This window comes from Pseudomonas sp. 06C 126 (assembly GCF_001855215.1).
Classification (GTDB): domain Bacteria; phylum Pseudomonadota; class Gammaproteobacteria; order Pseudomonadales; family Pseudomonadaceae; genus Aquipseudomonas; species Aquipseudomonas proteolytica.
In genome coordinates this window covers 44,420-61,335 of the sequence record NZ_MIFU01000151.1, presented here as the reverse complement: position 1 = coordinate 61,335, position 16,916 = coordinate 44,420, and the positions used below count along the sequence as shown (strand labels likewise).

Annotated in this window: 20 protein-coding genes and 1 tRNA gene; 16 read left to right on the top strand and 5 right to left on the bottom strand. The window is 58.4% G+C overall.

Annotated elements, in window-relative coordinates; translation table 11 throughout:
- Positions 1-81: 81 nt before the first annotated feature.
- Genes murI through hemA form a run of 5 tightly spaced genes read right to left on the bottom strand, consistent with a single transcriptional unit; the run spans position 82 to position 4,817 of the window.
- Positions 82-876, bottom strand: coding sequence for a glutamate racemase (gene murI / locus BHC62_RS26525; protein WP_070996777.1), 795 nt, complete (start codon positions 874-876; stop codon positions 82-84).
- On the bottom strand, positions 869-1,624 hold the full coding sequence (locus BHC62_RS26520) for a molybdopterin-synthase adenylyltransferase MoeB (protein WP_029295654.1): 756 nt from the start codon (positions 1,622-1,624) through the stop codon (positions 869-871). Before BHC62_RS26520 ends, murI begins: the two co-directional genes overlap by 8 nt.
- Positions 1,618-2,448: a peptide chain release factor N(5)-glutamine methyltransferase gene (gene prmC / locus BHC62_RS26515; RefSeq protein ID WP_070996774.1), complete on the bottom strand. Its 831-nt coding sequence runs from the start codon at positions 2,446-2,448 to the stop codon at positions 1,618-1,620. Before prmC ends, BHC62_RS26520 begins: the two co-directional genes overlap by 7 nt.
- On the bottom strand, positions 2,449-3,531 hold the full coding sequence (gene prfA, locus BHC62_RS26510) for a peptide chain release factor 1 (protein ID WP_029295658.1): 1,083 nt from the start codon (positions 3,529-3,531) through the stop codon (positions 2,449-2,451).
- Positions 3,528-4,817 carry a glutamyl-tRNA reductase gene (hemA, locus tag BHC62_RS26505; RefSeq protein ID WP_029295660.1) on the bottom strand — a complete coding sequence of 430 codons (1,290 nt, stop codon included), beginning with the start codon at positions 4,815-4,817 and terminating at the stop codon, positions 3,528-3,530. Before hemA ends, prfA begins: the two co-directional genes overlap by 4 nt.
- Positions 4,818-5,120: 303 nt before the next feature.
- Between hemA and BHC62_RS26500 the strand changes: the two genes are divergently transcribed.
- From BHC62_RS26500 to BHC62_RS26430, 16 genes are all read left to right on the top strand, one after another.
- Complete coding sequence (locus BHC62_RS26500) at positions 5,121-6,845, top strand: tetratricopeptide repeat protein (protein ID WP_070996771.1); 1,725 nt, start codon at positions 5,121-5,123, stop codon at positions 6,843-6,845.
- A gap of 4 nt (positions 6,846-6,849) precedes the next feature.
- Positions 6,850-7,467, top strand: coding sequence for a lipoprotein insertase outer membrane protein LolB (gene lolB, locus BHC62_RS26495; RefSeq protein ID WP_070996768.1), 618 nt, complete (start codon positions 6,850-6,852; stop codon positions 7,465-7,467).
- Position 7,468: 1 nt separating this feature from the next.
- Complete coding sequence (ispE, locus tag BHC62_RS26490) at positions 7,469-8,317, top strand: 4-(cytidine 5'-diphospho)-2-C-methyl-D-erythritol kinase (protein ID WP_070996765.1); 849 nt, start codon at positions 7,469-7,471, stop codon at positions 8,315-8,317.
- Between the two features lie 36 nt (positions 8,318-8,353).
- Positions 8,354-8,428, top strand: a tRNA-Gln gene (locus BHC62_RS26485).
- A gap of 45 nt (positions 8,429-8,473) precedes the next feature.
- Entirely contained in the window at positions 8,474-9,415 is a 942-nt protein-coding gene (locus tag BHC62_RS26480) for a ribose-phosphate pyrophosphokinase (protein ID WP_003171603.1), read from the top strand.
- 138 nt (positions 9,416-9,553) lie between these two features.
- Positions 9,554-10,159 carry a 50S ribosomal protein L25/general stress protein Ctc gene (locus tag BHC62_RS26475; RefSeq protein WP_029295688.1) on the top strand — a complete coding sequence of 202 codons (606 nt, stop codon included), beginning with the start codon at positions 9,554-9,556 and terminating at the stop codon, positions 10,157-10,159.
- 168 nt (positions 10,160-10,327) lie between these two features.
- Entirely contained in the window at positions 10,328-10,912 is a 585-nt protein-coding gene (pth, locus tag BHC62_RS26470) for an aminoacyl-tRNA hydrolase (RefSeq protein WP_003208389.1), read from the top strand.
- 22 nt (positions 10,913-10,934) lie between these two features.
- Positions 10,935-12,035, top strand: a complete 1,101-nt coding sequence (gene ychF, locus BHC62_RS26465) for a redox-regulated ATPase YchF (protein WP_029295691.1) — start codon at positions 10,935-10,937, stop codon at positions 12,033-12,035.
- A gap of 419 nt (positions 12,036-12,454) precedes the next feature.
- Positions 12,455-13,378 (top strand): sigma 54-interacting transcriptional regulator, encoded by a 924-nt coding sequence (locus tag BHC62_RS26460; protein WP_070996764.1) that lies wholly within the window; start codon positions 12,455-12,457, stop codon positions 13,376-13,378.
- 191 nt (positions 13,379-13,569) lie between these two features.
- A complete protein-coding gene (locus BHC62_RS28490; protein ID WP_139273549.1) occupies positions 13,570-13,770 on the top strand; it encodes a hypothetical protein in 201 nt (66 codons plus the stop codon).
- Between the two features lie 284 nt (positions 13,771-14,054).
- Entirely contained in the window at positions 14,055-14,258 is a 204-nt protein-coding gene (locus tag BHC62_RS26455) for a type III secretion system rspB (protein ID WP_224791186.1), read from the top strand.
- A gap of 51 nt (positions 14,259-14,309) precedes the next feature.
- Positions 14,310-15,056 (top strand): type III secretion system inner membrane ring lipoprotein SctJ, encoded by a 747-nt coding sequence (gene sctJ / locus BHC62_RS26450; RefSeq protein WP_236299122.1) that lies wholly within the window; start codon positions 14,310-14,312, stop codon positions 15,054-15,056.
- Positions 15,049-15,606 (top strand): type III secretion protein, encoded by a 558-nt coding sequence (locus BHC62_RS26445; RefSeq protein WP_070996762.1) that lies wholly within the window; start codon positions 15,049-15,051, stop codon positions 15,604-15,606. The genes sctJ and BHC62_RS26445 overlap by 8 nt, the downstream gene beginning before the upstream one ends.
- A gap of 5 nt (positions 15,607-15,611) precedes the next feature.
- The gene (sctL, locus tag BHC62_RS26440) at positions 15,612-16,202 is read left to right on the top strand and encodes a type III secretion system stator protein SctL (protein WP_070996761.1); all 591 of its coding nucleotides are present in this window, start codon (positions 15,612-15,614) and stop codon (positions 16,200-16,202) included.
- Between the two features lie 96 nt (positions 16,203-16,298).
- A complete protein-coding gene (locus BHC62_RS26435) occupies positions 16,299-16,517 on the top strand; it encodes a hypothetical protein (protein WP_029295703.1) in 219 nt (72 codons plus the stop codon).
- A gap of 1 nt (position 16,518) precedes the next feature.
- Complete coding sequence (locus tag BHC62_RS26430; RefSeq protein WP_070996759.1) at positions 16,519-16,911, top strand: type III secretion protein; 393 nt, start codon at positions 16,519-16,521, stop codon at positions 16,909-16,911.
- The last annotated feature ends 5 nt before the right edge of the window (positions 16,912-16,916 follow it).

The following is a 16,916-nucleotide window of genomic DNA, read 5'->3' as shown; positions in this document are numbered from 1 at the left end:
TTTTGTATTGCTCATCAAGAGCTATAGAAATCACGGACAACGCAGAAGTTCAGCTGAAAAACCCGCTATTTCACGAATTTTTCACAGGGCGAAGCTTCGCACAACGCCGCTGAATTTCCATAGTGTGGGTAGGATATTTCTGAGATGTTGCGGATCACCGCTGGTCCAGAATTGCGCCGCCCGAGGATTGCCCTCGGCCAGCAGTTGGCGTTCGCCCAGCAGGCGCTGCAACTGACGCGCCACTGCCGCGCCGGTGTCGATCAGGATGATTGACGGTGGCAGCAGCGTCGCCAGCAAGGGCTTGAGGAAAGGATAGTGAGTGCAGCCCAGAATAATGGTGTCGCACCCGGCCTCGATCAGCGGCGCGACATACCCTTGCAGCATCTGGCGCAGCGCCGGGCTGTTGAGGTCGCCGGCTTCGATCAGCTCTACCAGCCCCGGGCAAGGTTGCGTCACCACCCGCACATCGGTGGCGAAGCGATCCAGCAGCGCGGCGAACTTGGCGCTTTGCAAGGTGCCCGTGGTGGCAAGTACCCCGACCACACCACTGCGCGTCGCGGCAGCCGCAGGTTTGACCGCCGGCTCCATGCCCACCAGCGGCCAATCCGGATAATCACTGCGCAAATCCGCGACCGCCGCCACAGTTGCCGTGTTGCAGGCAATCACAAAGGCCTTGGCGCCCCGCTCGCGGAAAAACTCTGCAACCACCCGCGAACGTTCGCGAATGAATGCCGGGGTTTTCTCGCCGTAGGGGATATGCCCGCAATCCGCCACGTACAGCAGCGACTCATGGGGCAACAAACGATGAATTTCGTCGAGCACCGACAGGCCGCCGACCCCGGAGTCGAATACACCAATCGGTGCATCCTTAACCATGCTGGCGACCGCAGACGCTGCAAGCGGGATCACGCTTGACCCGCAGCTCGCGAAAACGTGTGCCCAGGGCGTCGATCAGCAGCAGCCGGCCGACCAGGGGTTCGCCAAAACCGGCCAGCAGCTTCAGGGCTTCCAAGGCTTGCAGGCTGCCGACCAGGCCTACCAGCGGACCGGCGACGCCGGCTTCGCTACAGGTCAGTTCGGTGTCGCTGCCGTGCCCATATAAACAGTGGTAGCACGGGCTTTCCGGGCGCCGCGGGTCGAACACCGAGAGTTGGCCTTCCAGGCGAATCGCCGCACCGCTGACCAAAGGCTTGCCCGCTTCGACGCACGCCGCGTTCACCGCTTCGCGGGTCGCGAAGTTGTCGCAGCAATCGAGCACCAGGTCCACGCCGGCTACAGCAGCGGCCAACGAATCAACGTCCAGCGCAGCGCGGTGGGCAACCAGCCGGATCTCGGGGTTGATCGCACTCAGGCGGCGGATAGCCGAATCGACCTTGCTCAGGCCGACGCTGTCGGTGTCGTGGATGATCTGGCGTTGCAGGTTGGTCAGGTCGACCGTGTCAAAGTCCGCCAGATGCAGCTCACCCACACCGGCGGCTGCCAGGTACAGGGCCACCGGAGCACCGAGGCCACCCAGGCCGACGATCAATACACGGCTGTTTTTCAGGCGCAACTGGCCGTCGATATCGACCTGTTGCAACAGAATCTGTCGGCTATAGCGCAACAGCTCCTGATCGGTCAGCACGGCCGGCGTCCCAGGCTGATGCGCTCATGGCCGCCGAGGTCGATACGGCTGTGGACCTCGGCAAAACCTTGCGCCAGCAACAGGTCACGCACGGCCGGCGCCTGGTCGTAACCATGCTCCAGCAGCAACCAGCCACCGGCCTCCAGGTGCAGCGGCGCCTGGGCGATGATCAGCCGTAGGTCGTCCAGGCCATCGTGACCTGCGACCAATGCGCTGGCGGGTTCGAAGCGCACATCGCCCGCCACCAGGTGCGGATCGTTGTCGGCAATATAGGGGGGATTGCTGATGATCAGGTGATAGGTGTGATCTTTCAGGGCACTGAACCAGTGGCTGTTGAGCACCGTGACGTTATCCAGGTGCAGGCGCTGGCGATTGCGCTCGGCCAGGGCCACGGCTTCGAGCACGCGATCCACCGCGGTCACGCGCCAGGCCGGGCGCTCGCTGGCCAGGGCCAGGGCGATGGCGCCGCTGCCGGTGCCCAGGTCGAGGACGTTGGCCGGGCTGGCGGGCAATAATTCCAGGGCCGCTTCCACCAGCAGCTCGGTGTCGGGGCGCGGGATCAACGTGTGCGGCGCGACTTCCAGGTCGAGCTTCCAGAAGCCCTGCTGGCCGAGGATGTAGGCCACCGGCTCACCGCTGCGACGACGTTGCAGGTAGCCGGCAAAACGTAGCGCGTCTTCGCTGCTGACGATTTTTTCTGGCCAGGTGTGCAGGTAGCTGCGGGACTTGCCCAGGGCAGCCGCCAGCAGCAACTCCGCATCCAGACGGGCAGTCGGCGAGTCGGGCAGCTCGGCGGCGCGCAACAAGCTGGCAATAATGGTCATTTATTCACCTATCGCGGCCAGTTGGTCGGCCTGGTATTCGGCAAGCAACGGCTCGATCACTGCGTCCACGCCACCGGCAAGGATTTCGTCCAGGGAATACAGGGTCAGGTTGACCCGATGGTCGGTGACCCGGCCCTGGGCGTAGTTATAGGTGCGAATGCGCTCGGACCGGTCACCCGAGCCCACCAGCAACTTGCGCTCGCTGGCAATCGCGTTGGCGGCGGCGCTGGTCTGCTGGTCGTTGAGCTTGGCCGACAGCCAGGACATGGCCCGCGCACGGTTCTTGTGCTGGGACCGCTCTTCCTGGCACTCCACCACAATGCCGGACGGCAAGTGAGTGATGCGGATCGCCGAGTCGGTCTTGTTGACGTGCTGGCCACCGGCGCCGGACGAACGATAGGTGTCGACACGCAAATCTGCCGGATTGATTTCGATGGTTTCCTGCTCGTCCGGCTCGGGCAATACCGCCACGGTGCAGGCCGAGGTGTGGATGCGGCCTTGGGACTCGGTGGCTGGAACGCGCTGTACGCGGTGGGCGCCGGATTCGAACTTCAGCTTGCCGTAGACGTTCTCGCCTTCGACCCGGGCGATGATTTCCTTGTAGCCGCCGTGCTCCCCTTCGTTCTCGGAGAGGATTTCGACACGCCAGCCGCGACGCTCGGCATAGCGCGAATACATGCGGAACAGGTCGCCGGAGAAGATCGCCGCCTCGTCGCCGCCGGTACCGGCGCGGATTTCCAGGAAGACGTTGCGCCCATCGTTAGGATCCTTGGGCAGCAGCATGCGTTGCAGGTCGCCTTCCAGCTCAACGAGCTTTTCCTTGGCTTCGCGGACTTCTTCCACGGCCATTTCACGCATGTCCGGGTCGCTGTCCTTGAGCAGCGCCTGGGCGCCTTCGAGGTCGGCCTGCACTTTGAGCAGTTGCGAGTAGGTGGTCACGATCGGCTCAACTTCGGCGTATTCCTTGGAATAGGCGCGGAACTTGGTTTGATCGGAAATAACCTCGCCATCGCCAAGCAAGGCGGTCAGTTCTTCGAAACGGTCCTGGAGCACGTCCAGTTTATTGAGCAGTGACGCTTTCATTGCAGTTTTTTATCCGAAGAGCTGTCTGACGCGCCCTCACCGAGGGCAAAGAGTTCCTGGGCCATGGCCAGCGCATCGAGGCGGCCTTCGGCTGTCAGTTTTTTAAGCTGTACGCTGGGAGCATGCAACAGCTTGTTGGTGAGGCCACGGGCCAATTGCATCAAAATATCTTCAGCGTTACCGCCATTGGCCAGCAGACGCTGGGCCTTGAGCAATTCCTCGTCACGCAAGCGCTCGCCCTGTTGGCGATAGGCCTTGAGCACATCCACGGCAGCCAGCTCGCGCAGACGCACCATAAAGTCATCGGCGCCGATCGCGACCATTTCCTCGGCCGCCTGGGCAGCACCCTGGCGGCTCTTGAGGTTTTCGGCGACCACTTCATGCAGGTCGTCGACGCTATAGAGGTAAACGTCGTCCAACTCGCCGACTTCTGGCTCGATATCCCGGGGAACGGCGATATCCACCATGAAAATCGGCTTGTGCTTGCGCAGCTTCAAGGCGCTTTCCACCGCCCCCTTGCCCAGGATCGGCAACTGGCTGGCGGTGGAGCTGATCACGATATCGCTGCGCACCAGCTCGGCCGGGATGTCAGCCAGCAATACCGCGTGGGCACCGAACTCTTCGGCCAGGATGCTGGCGCGCTCCAGGGTTCGGTTGGCTACCACGATACGCTTGACGCCCAGGTCATGCAGGTGCCGGGCGACCAGGGTGATGGTCTCGCCCGCGCCGATCAGCAGGGCCTGGCTGCGCTGCAGGTCGCTGAAGATCTGCTTGGCCAGGCTGACGGCAGCAAAAGCCACGGAGACCGGGTTTTCACCGATCGCCGTATCGGTGCGCACCTGCTTGGCCGAATTGAAGGTGGCCTGGAACAAACGCCCCAGCAACGGCCCCACGGTCCCGGCTTCGCGGGCCACGGCGTAGGCCGACTTCATCTGGCCGAGGATTTGCGGTTCGCCCAGCACCAGCGAATCGAGCCCGGATGCAACACGCATCATGTGACGAACTGCCGCATCATCTTCATGCACATAAGCACTGGCGCGCAGGTCATCCAGGCTCAAATGATGGTAATCAGCCAGCCAGCGCAGCACGACATCCGCCGAAAGATGTTCCTGCTCTATATAGAGCTCGCTGCGATTGCAGGTGGAAAGGATCGCAGCTTCGCGGCTGTCGGTGAGCCGGCACAGCTGCTGCAAAGCCTCAACCAATTGCTCCGGGGTAAACGCCACGCGCTCGCGGACGTCTACAGAAGCAGTCTTGTGGTTGATACCCAGAGCAAGGAAGGCCATTCAATATCGCTGATGATGTCGAGAAGCCGACAATTGTCCTACTTCGACTCATCCAGAACAACCACCGTCGTCTATTGTCCTAATGCCTTGTGTCTATAAAGACCCTTTGCAGGGGCGAGCTTGCTCGCAAAAATCGTCAACGAAAACGCTGGCACCTTGGGTAAACGCGGCGTCTTGGCGTTTTTCGCGAGCAAGCTCGCTGCTACATAGAAGGCATTTAAGGCAATACGAGTGCCCCGGTTATGTTTGACCGAGGGCTTGTGTCATGATGATCCGACCGCAGGTTAGTCGTCCTCTTCCTATATGAATAGATCTTCCGCGTTGCTCCTTGCCCTTGCCTTCCTCGGGGGCTGCCAGTCCATGGCCCCCGTATCGTCGCAGAGTCCTGCGCCGGTGGAAGACAGCACCCCCGCCCCTGAAAAGCCCAAGGTTTATTCCTCGTTCAGCGAAGAAACGGTGTTCAGCCTGCTGAGCGCGGAGCTCGCCGGCCAGCGCAATCGTTTCGACATTGCCCTGGATAACTACGTGACCCAGGCCGTCAACACCCAGGACCCGGGGATCTCCGAGCGAGCGTTTCGCATCGCCGAATACCTGGGCGCCGACCAGGCAGCCCTGGATACCGCGTTGATCTGGGCGAAAAACGCCCCGGACGACCTGGAGGCCCTGCGCGCCGCGGCGATCCAGCTGGCGCGGGCCGGGCGCTACGACGACTCCATGGTCTATATGGAGAAAGTCTTGCAGGGCAAGGGCGATACCCACTTTGACTTCCTCGCCCTCTCCGCGGCCGATACCGACCAGGACACCCGCGATGGCCTGATGAAGAGTTTCGACCGCCTGCTGCAAAAGCACCCGAGCAACGGCCAGCTGGTATTTGGCAAGGCGCTACTGCTGCAACAGGATGACGAACCGCAAGCCGCCCTCAAGCTGCTGGAGCAAAACCCGCCGGAAGAAGGTGAAATAGCCCCGCTGCTGTTGCGCGCACGCCTGCTGCAAAGCCTCAACCGGGGCAAGGAAGCCTTGCCGCTGCTGCAAAAGAGCATCAAGAAGTATCCGGACGACAAGCGCCTGCGCCTGACTTACGCGCGCATGTTGGTGGAACAGGACCGCATGGAAGACGCCAAGGTGGAGTTCGCCAGCCTGGTCCAGCAATACCCGGATGATGACGAACTACGTTACTCCCTGGCGCTGGTCTGCCTGGAAGCCAAGGCCTGGGAAGAGGCCAAGGGTTACCTGGAAGAACTGATCGCCCGGGAAAGCCACGTCGACTCGGCCCACCTGAACCTGGGGCGCATCGCCGAGGAACGGGATGACCCGCAAGGCGCGCTGATCGAGTACGCCCAGGTCGGCCCCGGCAACGACTACCTGCCGGCGCAACTGCGCCAGGCCGATATCCTGATGAACAACGGCCGCACCGACGAAGCCGAAAAACGCCTGGCCGCTGCCCGCGATGCCGAGCCGGACTATGCCATCCAGTTGTATCTGATCCAGGCCGAGACCTTGTCGGCCAACAATCAGGGGGAGCGTGCCTGGAAAATCCTCGCCCAGGCCCTGCTGCAATACCCCGACGACCTGAACTTGCTGTACACCCGCGCCATGCAGGCCGAGAAACGCAATGACCTGGCGCAGATGGAAAAGGACCTGCGCTTGATCATCAAGCGCGACCCGGACAATGCCATGGCACTGAACGCCCTGGGCTACACCTTGTCAGACCGTACAACGCGCTATGCCGAGGCCAAGGTCCTGATCGAACAGGCGCACCAGCTCAACCCGGAAGACCCGGCAGTGCTGGACAGCCTGGGCTGGGTGAATTACCGCCTGGGCAACCTCGACGAAGCCGAACGCCTGTTGCGCCAAGCCCTGGAGCGGTTCCCCGACCAGGAAGTGGCCGCACACCTGGGCGAAGTGCTCTGGGCCAAGGGCAACCAACGCGAAGCCCGACAAATCTGGGCCAAGTTCCTCAAGGAACAACCCGACAGCCCTATCCTGCGCAGCACCATCAAGCGCCTGACCGGATCCGAGACTCTTTAATTCTATGTTTTTGCGCCACGCCATCGTTTTCAGTTTTATCGCCCTGCTCGCCGGTTGTGCGGGCTTCGGTGCCCGTGAATCCGTCGAAGGCCAGGGCAACCCGGCGCAATGGCGCCAGCACAAGGATCAGCTCAGCAGCATTGATGGCTGGCAGATCGAAGGCAAGATCGGCGTGCGTGCACCGAAGGATTCGGGCAGCGGCACCTTGTTCTGGCTGCAACGCCAGGATTATTACGATATCCGCCTCTCTGGCCCCCTGGGCCGTGGCGCTGCACGCCTGACCGGGCGACCGGGGCAAGTGAGCCTCGAAGTGGCCAACCAGGGCCGCTATGAAGCGCCATCACCGGAGGCATTGCTTGAAGAGCAGGTCGGCTGGAAGCTGCCGGTCTCGCACCTGGTCTGGTGGGTTCGCGGCCTGCCCGCGCCTGACAGCAAGAGCCGCTTGAGCCTCAATGGCGATAGCCGCCTGGCCACCCTGGAACAGGATGGCTGGCAGGTTGAGTACCTCAGTTATGTGGAGCAAAGCGGCTATTGGCTGCCCGAGCGCATCAAGCTGCACGGCAGCAACCTTGACGTCACGCTGGTGATCAAGGACTGGCAACCGCGCAAGCTGGGGCAGTGACATGACCGAACGCCTGACCCTGCCCTCCCCGGCCAAGCTCAATTTGATGCTGCACATCCTCGGTCGTCGTGAAGACGGCTATCACGAGTTGCAGACGCTGTTTCAATTTCTCGACTACGGCGATGAGATGACCTTCGCCGTACGCGACGATGGGGTGATTCAACTGCACACCGAATTTGCCAATGTGCCCCATGACAGCAATCTGATCGTGAAGGCGGCAAAAAAGCTCCAGGAACAATCCGGCTGTTCGCTGGGTATTGATATCTGGATCGATAAAATCCTGCCAATGGGCGGCGGCATCGGCGGTGGCAGCTCGAATGCCGCAACCACCCTGCTCGGTCTTAATCACTTGTGGCAACTGGGCTGGGATGAAGATCGCCTGGCCGCGCTGGGCCTGACACTGGGCGCCGACGTCCCGGTTTTTGTGCGTGGGCACGCCGCATTTGCTGAGGGTGTCGGGGAAAAACTCACCCCCGTAGACCCCGAAGAGCCGTGGTATGTCGTGCTTGTTCCGCAAGTATCTGTAAGTACAGCAGAAATTTTTTCAGATCCGTTGTTGACACGTAACTCTTCTCCCATTAAAGTGCGCCCCGTTCCCAAGGGAAACAGTCGAAATGACTGCTTACCGGTGGTAGCAATGCGTTATCCAGATGTACGTAACGCATTGAATTTGTTAGGTAAATTTACCGAAGCAAAACTCACCGGAACTGGAAGTTGTGTGTTTGGGGGCTTCCCAAACAAAGCTGAAGCTGATAAAGTCTCGGCCCTTCTTACAGAGACCCTTACAGGGTTTGTAGCAAAGGGGAGCAACGTTTCGATGTTGCATCGCAAGCTGCAAAGTCTGCTCTAAAGGAACCGAGTACTGGGTACTCGTTGCAACAGATACAGGGGCGTCGCCAAGCGGTAAGGCAGCAGGTTTTGATCCTGCCATGCGTTGGTTCGAATCCAGCCGCCCCTGCCATTTTCTATACTCATCCAGGTTACCCTCAGCCTCTAGGTACTGCGCGTGTCCAAGATGATGGTCTTTACGGGGAATGCTAACCCCGATCTGGCTCGGCGTGTTGTACGTCAGCTGCATATCCCTCTCGGTGACATCTCAGTCGGTAAATTTTCCGACGGCGAGATTACAGCCGAGATCAATGAAAATGTCCGCGGTAAAGATGTTTTCATTATTCAGCCGACTTGCGCTCCGACCAACGATAACCTGATGGAACTCGTCGTGATGGCTGATGCCTTCCGCCGCTCCTCAGCGACTCGAATCACAGCTGTAATCCCTTACTTTGGTTATGCCCGTCAGGATCGCCGTCCGCGTTCCGCACGTGTGGCTATCAGCGCGAAAGTCGTCGCTGACATGCTGACCGTGGTAGGCATCGATCGTGTTCTCACGGTTGACCTGCACGCTGACCAAATCCAGGGGTTCTTCGATATTCCGGTAGATAACATCTACGGCTCCCCAGTTCTTGTGGATGACATCGAAGACCAGCGCTTTGAAAACCTGATGATCGTGTCCCCGGACATTGGTGGCGTCGTGCGTGCACGGGCTGTTGCCAAATCCCTGGGCGTGGACCTCGGGATCATCGACAAACGCCGTGAGAAAGCCAATCACTCTGAAGTGATGCATATCATCGGTGATGTCGAAGGGCGTACCTGTATTCTGGTCGATGACATGGTCGATACCGCCGGCACCCTGTGCCACGCGGCTAAAGCCTTGAAAGAGCACGGTGCGGCTAAAGTCTTCGCCTACTGCACACACCCTGTGCTGTCGGGCCGAGCGATCGAGAACATCGAGAATTCCGTGCTGGACGAACTGGTGGTGACCAACACCATCCCGTTGTCCGCCGCTGCTCAAGCCTGTGCGCGTATCCGTCAACTGGATATCGCACCGGTTGTTGCTGAGGCGGTTCGCCGCATCAGCAATGAAGAATCGATCAGTGCGATGTTCCGCTAAGGGTCAAACCTTGGTGGCATCAACCTGACGAAAAGCGCCCCGCCCCAGCACCATGCTGGGGCGGGGCTTTTTTGCCCATATCGCCTTTAGCGCTGGTCGCAAACGCTGGGGCGAATGTGGTTATTTTGGAGATACAACATGAACGATTTTACTTTGAATGCTGAACTGCGTTCCGACCTGGGGAAAGGTGCGAGCCGCCGCCTGCGTCGTCTCGCAAGCCTGGTTCCAGCTGTAGTTTACGGTGGCGAAAAAGCCCCTGAATCCATCAGCATGCTGGCTAAAGAAGTTGCCAAACTGCTCGAAAACGATGCTGCCTACAGCCACGTTATCGAACTGAACGTTGGCGGCAAAAAGCAGAACGTTATCATCAAGGCTCTGCAACGCCACCCGGCCAAAGGTCACGTACTGCACGCTGACTTCGTACGCGTTGTTGCTGGTCAGAAACTGACCGCTATCGTGCCTGTGCACTTTGTTGGTGAAGAAGCTCCGGTCAAGAAAGGTGGCGTTGTTTCCCACACCACTACCGAGTTGGAAGTAAGCTGCCTGCCGAAAGATCTGCCTGAGTTCATCGAAGTCGACCTGTCGGCTGCTGAAATCGGCACCATCATTCACCTGTCCGACCTCAAGGCCCCTAAAGGCGTTGAGTTCGTTGCACTGGCTCACAACGACGACAAGGCTGTTGCCAACGTCCACGCGCCACGTGTTGTAGCAGAAGATGAAGCTGGCGAAACCGCTGCCGAGTAATACTCTCTGCAGCGTCGGAGCTTGAGGAAACATCGCGGACCGAAACGTAGCGAGAAAGCGGGCGATAACGCGAAGTTTATCTCTGGATAAGTGAGCTCCTGTCGTCCACTTTCGCCGCAACGAGGTTGCGGCGATGTTATCCACAACTCCAAAGGAAGGGCCCCTGTCGTGACTGCCATCAAACTGATCGTTGGCCTGGGAAATCCAGGCGCCGAATACGAACAGACCCGGCATAACGCGGGGGCCCTTTTTGTTGAGCGCATCGCCCACGCCCAAGGCGTCAATCTTGTGGCCGATCGCAAATATTTTGGCCTGACCGGACGCTTCTCGCATCAGGGTCAGGATGTTCGTCTGCTGATTCCCACCACCTACATGAACCGCAGCGGCCAGGCTGTCGCGGCGCTTGCGGGGTTCTTCCGGATCAAACCCGAAGAAATCCTGGTGGCCCATGACGAACTGGACCTGCCACCCGGCGTTGCCAAGCTCAAGCAAGGCGGCGGCCATGGCGGTCATAATGGCCTGCGCGACATCATTGCGCAGTTGGGCAATCAGAATACCTTTTACCGTCTGCGGCTCGGCATTGGCCACCCAGGCGTTGCCAGTATGGTTTCAAATTTCGTCCTGGGTCGTGCGCCACGCGCCGAACAGGAAAAACTCGATGCCAGCATCGATTTTGCCCTCGGCGTGCTGCCGGATATCTTCGCCGGTGAATGGAACCGCGCGATGAAAAACCTGCACAGCCAGAAGGCCTGACTTTTTTCCGAGGGGAAACACCATGGGATTCAATTGCGGCATCGTCGGCCTACCTAACGTCGGCAAGTCCACCCTGTTCAACGCCCTGACCAAGTCCGGTATTGCGGCGGAGAACTTCCCCTTCTGCACCATCGAACCCAACACCGGTATCGTGCCGATGCCCGATCCGCGCCTGGAGGCCCTGGCCGCCATCGTCAATCCCAAGCGCATCCTGCCGACCACCATGGAGTTCGTCGACATCGCAGGCCTGGTAGCCGGTGCGTCGAAAGGTGAAGGCCTGGGCAACAAGTTCCTGGCCAACATCCGTGAGACCGATGCCATCGCTCACGTGGTCCGCTGCTTTGAAGACGAGAACGTGATTCACGTCTCCAACAGTGTCGACCCGAAACGCGACATCGAGATCATCGACCTGGAACTGATCTTCGCCGACCTCGACAGCTGCGAGAAGCAACTGCAAAAGGTTACGCGCAATGCCAAAGGCGGTGACAAGGACGCCGTGGTGCAGAAGGCCCTGCTTGAGCAACTGATTGCTCACTTCACCCTGGGCAAGCCTGCACGCAGCCTGATGAAGAACATGAGCGTCGACGAAAAGGCCGTGATCAAGGGCTTCCACCTGCTGACCACCAAGCCTGTGATGTACATCGCCAACGTGGCTGAAGACGGCTTCGAGAACAACCCGCTGCTCGACGTGGTCCTGGCCATTGCCGAAGAAGAAGGCGCAATGGTTGTTCCGGTGTGCAACAAGATCGAAGCGGAAATCGCCGAACTGGAAGACGGCGAAGAAAAAGACATGTTCCTCGAGGCCCTGGGCCTGGAAGAGCCCGGCCTTAACCGTGTGATCCGTGCAGGCTACGAAATGCTGCACCTGCAAACCTACTTCACCGCTGGTGTCGAAGAGGTCCGCGCCTGGACCGTCAAGGTCGGCGCCACCGCGCCACAGGCTGCCGGCGTGATCCACACCGACTTCGAAAAAGGCTTTATCCGCGCCGAAGTGATCGCCTACAACGACTTCATCCAGTTCAAGGGTGAAGCCGGGGCCAAGGAAGCCGGTAAATGGCGCCTGGAAGGCAAGGAATACATCGTCAAAGATGGCGATGTAATGCACTTCCGCTTCAACGTGTAACGCTTGACCTGCGGCACCTGCCGCCCACAAAAAAGCCGATGCCCTGCATCGGTTTTTTTGTGGGCGCTTCATTTACAACAGGGACTTTCCAGCGGGGGAAATATTAAGACACTGTTATGTATTTTAATAACATGAACAGGCAGAGCAGAAAACTGACACTTCAAGCGCACAGCCCGCCAATTAAATAACAATCATAAAATATTTAGGATTGCTCCTACGCGCTACAGCAAATACCACTCCTACAAAAACTTGAATATTTTTCCAATTCAAGTTCTTTAACAACACCGGCAAAACAGTGAGCAATCCCAACATCCTTTCGCAATGACATCATGGGCATTTTCCGGTCTACTGATCCCTATCACTAGAAAAATCAAACAATAGTGACGCGACAACTCTAATGGAATTGGAGCAATAGCAACATGTCGGCCTCCTATCAAAGTGAAGTTGAAACAGACACCCCGTTCAATGATTGCCCAGACATAGAAACAACCATCAATAACACTGCCGCGCTCAACATCGACATTCTGCTGCTTGGGGAAACAGGCACTGGCAAGGACACTTTAGCGCAACGTATTCATTGCCTGTCAGGACGACGGGGGAACTTCGTCGCGGTCAACTGTGCGGCGATACCGGAGAGCCTTGCCGAAAGCCAGCTCTTTGGAGTCAACAGCGGCGCCTACACCGGGGCCATGCAATCGCGTGCAGGTTCTGTCGAAGCCGCGCACCTGGGCACGTTGTACCTTGACGAAATAGACAGCATGCCGCTTCCCCTGCAAGCCAAGTTGCTGCGGGTATTGGAGTCCCGTGGCGTCGAACGCTTGGGCTCGACCCGGTTTATCCCCGTAGACATGCGCGTCATTGCCTCTGCCCAGCAGTCCTTGCATGAGATGGTCGCTCAAGGGTCCTTCAGGCGCGACCTGTACTTTCGCCTGAATGTGGTCAACATCAACCTGGCGCCACTCAGGCAGCAACCAGAACGCATCATCCCGCTGTTCGTGAAAATGATCCGGCAGGAGGCTGAGTACTTCAAGTGCCCAGCACCCTCGCCTCCCAACGCTCTGCTTTCACAATTGCTTTGCCATCCCTGGTCAGGGAATGTGCGCGAACTGCGCTCGACAGCCAAGCGTTTCGTCCTGGGGCTCCCTCCCCTCTGTGCTGCGGTAAAAGAACGCCAGGACTGGGAGATGCCGCTCAAGGAACGTTTACAGCAAATCGAGAAAGTTCTGATTGAAGAGTCGCTGAACCGACATGCCCATAATGTTGATGGCGTCGCCATCGAGTTAGGCGTGCCCAAGCGCACCCTCTATTACCGAATGAAGCAACTGGAAATATCACTGACATAACTTGCGCACTATAAAGATCTGGCAACAAACTTAAAAATTACATTTTTTGAAACATACCCTGCAGACACAATTGGAACGCATACATTTCCTGCGCCACATAAATGATGGAACGGCGAAACTGCATGTGATAAATGCTTCTCTCAGCATCGCTAGAGTCCAGTGAAATCAACGTTAAATACGGAGTAAACAATATGAGTATTGGTTCAGTTGGCTCTTCCGGCTCCAACCCTTACGGTAGCAGCGCTGGTGGTATGAGTGCAGAGCAGGCAGACGCAGGCCTTGAAGCCGCAGAAGCGAAAAAGAGGGCTGACGGTGTGAAAAACGCATGGAAAACTGCGGTAAACCAAAATACCGCAGGCATCAAAACCGCGTCTGACGCACTCCGTTTGTAATCAGCCTGGCCCTCTCTGACCTTCCTGCCACTGGGTGGCGGGAAGGTCACTTCGCCAATCTAACAACGAATGGCCTCATCAATAACAAACCCTCCCCGCGATACTTACGTAATAGGCGCCATATGTTTATAGGAAGAGCACGCTCTGCTGAACATGAGGATCTCAATGGGTCCTCCAGCGCACAGGAGTCCTCGATCTCCCACACCGATGTCAATTATTTCGCCTCAATCATGGACTCGTCAGCCCAGCCCAGCCCAGGGACCCATTACACGACACCACAGAGCATGCTGTCCGAAGCATCCGAGCGGCTGACTTCTGTCACCCAGCGCATGACCAAAAGTCTGCGAGCCTTGAGCAGCGAGAATAAGTTTGATGAAGCGCGAAAGTATCCTGAGCAACTGTCCGATACGTTATTGCTGACGCAAATGCTCGTTAAAAGTGTCGGTAAAACCGCACAAGGCATCGATAAAATCTGCAACCTTCAGTAGATAAAAATGACTCGCCTACGGTTTATTACGTTAACGCTAGTGTTGTCATTCATGCTCAATGCCTGCAGTGACCGCGTCGAACTTCACCGCCAACTCTCCGAGCAGGAAGCCAATGAAGTCATCGCGGAGTTGGCAGACAAGCATATACGCGCCACCAAAGTCCCCGCCAAAGACGGCGTGGTCGTCGTGGTCAACGCCTCCGATATCGGGCGGGCCGTACGCACGCTGGAAGCTGTTGGATTGCCCAAGACCGCCCGCGCCACCCTGGGCGACACCTTTCGCAAGGAAGGGGTTATCTCAACTCCGCTCGAGGAGCGCGCGCGCTATATCTATGCCTTGTCCCAGGAACTGGAAACCACGTTATCGAACATCGACGGCGTGATTGTCGCCCGCGTACACGTAGTGTTGCCCGAGCGTGTTGCACCGGGCGAACCGGTACAACCGGCCTCCGCGTCCGTGTTCATCAAGCACGATCCCAGGCTTGACCCCGACAACATCCAGGCCCGTGTGCGCCGGATGGTCTCCAGCAGTATTCCTGGCATGACCAACGCCGTCGAAAATCCGCAAAAACTGACGGTGGTATTCGTTCCCGCTACGGCCTATTTGGAGCAGCAACGCCTGGCCTATTTCGGTCCGTTCCTGGTGCCAGGCGATGACATTGGCTTTTGGCGGGCCAGCGTCACCTTCACCATGATCGTTTTAGTGGTGCTCATTATCGCCGTGACATTCTGGCGGATCAGGGGCCAGCGAGCGCTGCCGCATGCCCAAACGGCCGGCCCATCCTCGCACGATGAGTAACCTGGCATGGGTCCAGTGGTGGGCAACCCCCTGGCTGCATTCACGCGAAGGCTGGAGAACGGTTGATGAGCACGCGGCACTGACTGCGCTTGTTCACAGTCGACACCTGTGGGTAGCCAGACTCTATGGGATCACGCCCTGCCTGCCGCCCACGCCTCAGCCCACATTGCTGCAACTGGCGCTCGCCTCGCCGGAGCAACTGGACCTGGTGCTGGCGTTGATTGACAGCGCGTGTCGCCCGGCCTACGCAAGCGCGTTGAATGAAAACCTCCACCAGTGGTGCAACAGACTGTCCAAGGCATTGCCCCCAGATATGCTGCAGCCCGATGAAGACCCCTTGCAGCTGCTACGCACCTGGGTCAGCCCCGCCACCTGGCAACGCATCAGGTTGAGATTCCCTCGCCAGCGCGTTCTGGAACTGGAAAAAAAAGCCCTTTCGCTTGGGGACTCCTACAGCCGCCTCGATACCCTTTGGCACGCCGTGGTCTGGCGTATTGCGACAATCCACAGCGACGCTCAAGCACCTGGCGCCAAGGACCATGGAGACTGAACACGATGTTTTGCCGACATAAAATCGACTTGCCCAAAGGCTCCACCGCCTTTGCCGAAACCCTGATCCCCCGGGAAACCCTGGCCAATTACGCCCATGCCCACAACACACTGGAGCATGCCAAGGCCCAGGCCAGGCAATTGCTGAAGCGGGCAGAAAAGCAGCGGGAAAAACTGCTGGAGCAGGCCGGCCTCGAAATCTGGCGGCGTGCCGACGCGCAGTTCAAACGCTGGGAAGGCGAACGCCAGGCGATGTACGACAACCTTGAACGATATGCCTCTTCAATCGCCAACCAGGCGATTCGTCTGCTGCTGGAAGATACGCCCCTGCCACAACGCATGGCCGCGTTGGTCAGACAATTGATGGCCAGCCAGATGCCGATGGTCAAGGCGGCATTGCTGTGCCATCCCCAGGAGCTGGAGGCCGCACGCCAGGCTCTCGCCGACCACAACACCACGCTCTGGGCGCTACGCGCCGACGATACCGTCAAACCCCAGACGTTGCTGTTACAAACCGAAGAGGGCGACTTTTGCATTGATTGGGCCGCCATGCGCGACACCTTTCTAGAGCCAGGCAGCAAGCGGTTGGATGCCTGATTTTCCACCACGCACACGCGCCAAATAAACAGCTACACATGGAACCAATTCGACATACAAAACCACTGAGAGGAAACACAAAAAAGGAGCAAATCCATGAACTACTACTCGGGTTACAGAGAGCAACTTCTTAGCGATGCGAAGCGCAGCAGAAACGATGTCAGCGACTTGATGGAGCAGAACTCTGGATCCGAGGCGGACATGGACTTGTTCTATGAACTGGTGATGACCAACCGTAAATCCGAATACGCCTTCACTGAACATATCAGGGCCAGGCATATGCTACTGAAGTCCGGCCTGGACAGCGGACAATAACGTGAAGGCGCTCATTACCAATTGGTTGAACAGCCGCGCCGAAGAATTAAGGCTGATCGAAGACCATGACGAAATACTCCTGCGCCACGGCCCTGACACCCTCTTGTTGCAGGTCCAACTGACCCAGGGCCGCCCTGACAAATCACAGCTCAACACCTGGATGCTCCTGGGTAACGCAAGCCTGAGTCACTTTCAAGGTGCACTCGCACAGGCGCCTGCAACGGGTGCGCTCTGGTTGACTCAGTGTCTACAGCAAAGCACCAGCGAGAAGCCTTTGCTGGACAGTCTCCAAGCCCTGCTCAACCAGCGCGATACCTGGCGCGCAATGATCGCGCGCCTTGCAAAACAGGCCCCACGGTTCCAACCCACGTCACTGCGCTCGCTGCCGCACTAATCAGA

Coding starts and splice junctions, on each gene's coding strand:
- BHC62_RS26460 (WP_070996764.1), top strand. CDS start 12,455: ATGTCGGCCTCCTATCAAAGTGAAGTTGAAACAGACACCCCGTTCAAT.
- hemA (WP_029295660.1), bottom strand. CDS start 4,817: ATGGCCTTCCTTGCTCTGGGTATCAACCACAAGACTGCTTCTGTAGAC.
- BHC62_RS26435 (WP_029295703.1), top strand. CDS start 16,299: ATGAACTACTACTCGGGTTACAGAGAGCAACTTCTTAGCGATGCGAAG.
- sctJ (WP_236299122.1), top strand. CDS start 14,310: ATGCTCAATGCCTGCAGTGACCGCGTCGAACTTCACCGCCAACTCTCC.
- lolB (WP_070996768.1), top strand. CDS start 6,850: ATGTTTTTGCGCCACGCCATCGTTTTCAGTTTTATCGCCCTGCTCGCC.
- BHC62_RS28490 (WP_139273549.1), top strand. CDS start 13,570: ATGAGTATTGGTTCAGTTGGCTCTTCCGGCTCCAACCCTTACGGTAGC.
- sctL (WP_070996761.1), top strand. CDS start 15,612: ATGTTTTGCCGACATAAAATCGACTTGCCCAAAGGCTCCACCGCCTTT.
- ychF (WP_029295691.1), top strand. CDS start 10,935: ATGGGATTCAATTGCGGCATCGTCGGCCTACCTAACGTCGGCAAGTCC.
- prmC (WP_070996774.1), bottom strand. CDS start 2,448: ATGACCATTATTGCCAGCTTGTTGCGCGCCGCCGAGCTGCCCGACTCG.
- murI (WP_070996777.1), bottom strand. CDS start 876: ATGGTTAAGGATGCACCGATTGGTGTATTCGACTCCGGGGTCGGCGGC.
- BHC62_RS26455 (WP_224791186.1), top strand. CDS start 14,055: ATGCTGTCCGAAGCATCCGAGCGGCTGACTTCTGTCACCCAGCGCATG.
- prfA (WP_029295658.1), bottom strand. CDS start 3,531: ATGAAAGCGTCACTGCTCAATAAACTGGACGTGCTCCAGGACCGTTTC.
- BHC62_RS26500 (WP_070996771.1), top strand. CDS start 5,121: ATGAATAGATCTTCCGCGTTGCTCCTTGCCCTTGCCTTCCTCGGGGGC.
- BHC62_RS26475 (WP_029295688.1), top strand. CDS start 9,554: ATGAACGATTTTACTTTGAATGCTGAACTGCGTTCCGACCTGGGGAAA.
- ispE (WP_070996765.1), top strand. CDS start 7,469: ATGACCGAACGCCTGACCCTGCCCTCCCCGGCCAAGCTCAATTTGATG.
- BHC62_RS26445 (WP_070996762.1), top strand. CDS start 15,049: ATGAGTAACCTGGCATGGGTCCAGTGGTGGGCAACCCCCTGGCTGCAT.